Annotated in this window: 3 protein-coding genes; all 3 read right to left on the bottom strand. The window is 42.2% G+C overall.

The annotated features are described in order from the left end of the window. Positions 1-128: 128 nt before the first annotated feature. Entirely contained in the window at positions 129-1,163 is a 1,035-nt protein-coding gene (locus WBV75_RS09305; RefSeq protein WP_424120350.1) for an alpha/beta fold hydrolase, read from the bottom strand. Positions 1,164-1,218: 55 nt separating this feature from the next. Continuing rightward, positions 1,219-1,617, bottom strand: coding sequence for a hypothetical protein (locus WBV75_RS09300; protein ID WP_424120349.1), 399 nt, complete (start codon positions 1,615-1,617; stop codon positions 1,219-1,221). A 221-nt stretch (positions 1,618-1,838) separates the two neighbouring features. Beyond that, a partial coding sequence (locus WBV75_RS09295; RefSeq protein ID WP_424120348.1) for a lysostaphin resistance A-like protein occupies positions 1,839-2,369 on the bottom strand: 531 nt, incomplete at its 5' end.

Here is a 2,369-nt window from a genome sequence, read left to right as displayed (position 1 = left end):
GCTATAAAGAACAAGACTAGTAGGAAAGTATTCAATCTCTTGTATTATATAAATAATCGCTTCTCCGGGTTGCGTGTTATATTTTCAATCCAATCAGGATAAGCGAACCCCAAGGTTAAGTCATAGTGTTAACTACCTTTTTCTTTGACTATTTCAACAACTCTCTCATTGAACTCATCCGGCTCTTCTTCCGGAGGTTCATGCCCTGATTTTTCAAACCAGATAAACTCCTTGTCAGGAGCCTGTAGCTCTTCGAGGTAATTTTCAGCAACTATGCCCGGGAGGTTCCAATCATGACGACCCGCCATAAAAACAATTGGAATCTCCAAGGACGTGATATTCGATAAATCTATGTCGAATTGTTTGTCTCCCATTCTGGAATGTGTGTAATTAAAGCCTTGAAACCAGTCGTAATCCTTATAGTCGTCATAGGCGCGCTGCTCAGCTTTCTCAATTTCTTTAGCAATTTCAGGATTGTATATAGTTCCGTTATAGGCTACGAGTAATTGATATTTGCTCATAAAACAATCCAAAACTGTCTTGCAAACAGAGGGGTCCCGCTTCTCTATCAATGCCAATTGCTTTAGCGCAGCAGTGTCTTGTTTTTCCTGAGCCTGCTCTTTTAACCAATCCATAGAGGTATCCCAGTTCTTTTGAGAATCTATGAGCTGAGAAACACCTATATAGGCAGAATAGTCTTCCGGATAGCGCTCTGCAAGTTTTAACCCGATAACACTTCCATATGAAAAGCCCAGGAGAACGATTTTCTCTTTGTTGAATTTCTTTTTAAGATATTGGGTCAATTCATGGGCATCATCGACCAAACTCTGTGTACTAAGGTTTTTTGGGTTGGGATTTTGCAGGTAGGACAGACCACAACCTGCCTGATCCCAGGATACCAGTATCATGTCTTTTGTCAGGTCGGCATTAAAATACCTTAAATGCGGTGTCTGGGGCCAACCCGGGCCACCATGTAAAAAGAGTAGAACAGGTAAGTCATCAGAAGCTCCCGTGATTTCCACGTATTGTTTTTCGCCACCTAATTCAATAAATGTTTTTTCATTGACGGGCCTTGCTTCCCCTGATGGTGCTTTTTGATCTTTTTCTTTGTTTTGACATCCTAAGAAGAGAACTGTGCATAAGATTAAGAGTGCTTTTTTCATTTGTATTAGTTTAAAAGGAGGCGACACTTCGCATGGGAGAAGCCTTTTAGCTGTGTTACTTTGTATTCTTAAAAGTATCCTCGAAATATTTGATCCATTTCCCGTCGATCAGTTTTTCTCCATATTCCTGAAACCCTCCCTCCGGAGTTCGTCTGAAAATATATCGGGTCTTATCATTGCTCCGCACTATAAGTTGTCCCTCCTTAAATTCCGCGGGATACCTTGAAGCACCATTTTTGGAAAATGGGTGGTAGTAATATTTTCCGTCATTTTCATCGTAACGGATTATGGTGTGAAGTTGCAGGGACTCGGTATTCAACTCAATGACCAAAATGCTCCGATCCAGGTCATATTCAATGTTTTCATATGCGGGTCCTTCCCGGGTAACGACTCCATTTTCATACCCCCTGGACGTGCCAATCCATTCTCCGATCATAAAGTTCAATTGTTCCATCTTTTCTCGCTTGACGTTTTGACCGAAAACGGCATTACTTAGCAGTATAAAAGCGAGGAGGTAAAGGATCTTATTAGTCTTAGGATTTCCCATTTTTATTCAGTGTGTATTTCCTGCCGGATTTCACCCAATAGCGTAAGGCACATATGTATTGAATTGTTATCGGTCAGGAGTCGTTGATGTACTTGTCTAAAGAAGCGGAGCATGGACCTGTTTTGAGCTCAGTCAAGATAGTGATTTTTGTAAGCTCGCCGGCTCTGATTACCCCAGGCCTTCATAATGATGAGGGCAATAACCAGAATAGGTATTATAAATATACTCCCTTCCGGGCCAAAAGCACCCCCGCTTATCCATTCAGGCTGAAGTATGTTTAGCTCCAGGAATGTCGCCTTTTTATGGCCGCTGGCTGCAAATCCAAAAATGGGTCCCTGGAAGAAATTCCATCCAATATGCATACCCATAGATAGCCAAAGCATTTTTGTAAGCAGGTAACCATAGATGCGTAAAAAACCAAAAAACATGATGATAGCGGTGGACAATAATGTGGCATTGGGGTTGGCGGCATGTATAAGTCCGTAGAGGAAACAAGAGATGAGGATGGACCAAACCAGCCCCATTCCCTCTTTCATGTTTTGGAACAGGTATCCCCTGAAAACGAGTTCTTCCCAGTAGCCCACAAGAATGTGTTCCAACAGGAAAAGCGTCATGGAGGCAAGGGAGAAAACCCCTATGAGCTGAAGATAGCCGGTTAC

It is taken from the genome of Robiginitalea sp. (genome assembly GCF_049588695.1).
Taxonomy (GTDB): Bacteria; Bacteroidota; Bacteroidia; order Flavobacteriales; family Flavobacteriaceae; genus Robiginitalea.
This window is presented reverse-complemented; position numbering and strand designations above follow the sequence as displayed.

Bases quoted from the DNA above. Each gene is read 5' to 3' on its own strand.
- WBV75_RS09305 (WP_424120350.1), bottom strand. From the start codon at position 1,163: ATGAAAAAAGCACTCTTAATCTTATGCACAGTTCTCTTCTTAGGATGT.
- WBV75_RS09300 (WP_424120349.1), bottom strand. From the start codon at position 1,617: ATGGAACAATTGAACTTTATGATCGGAGAATGGATTGGCACGTCCAGG.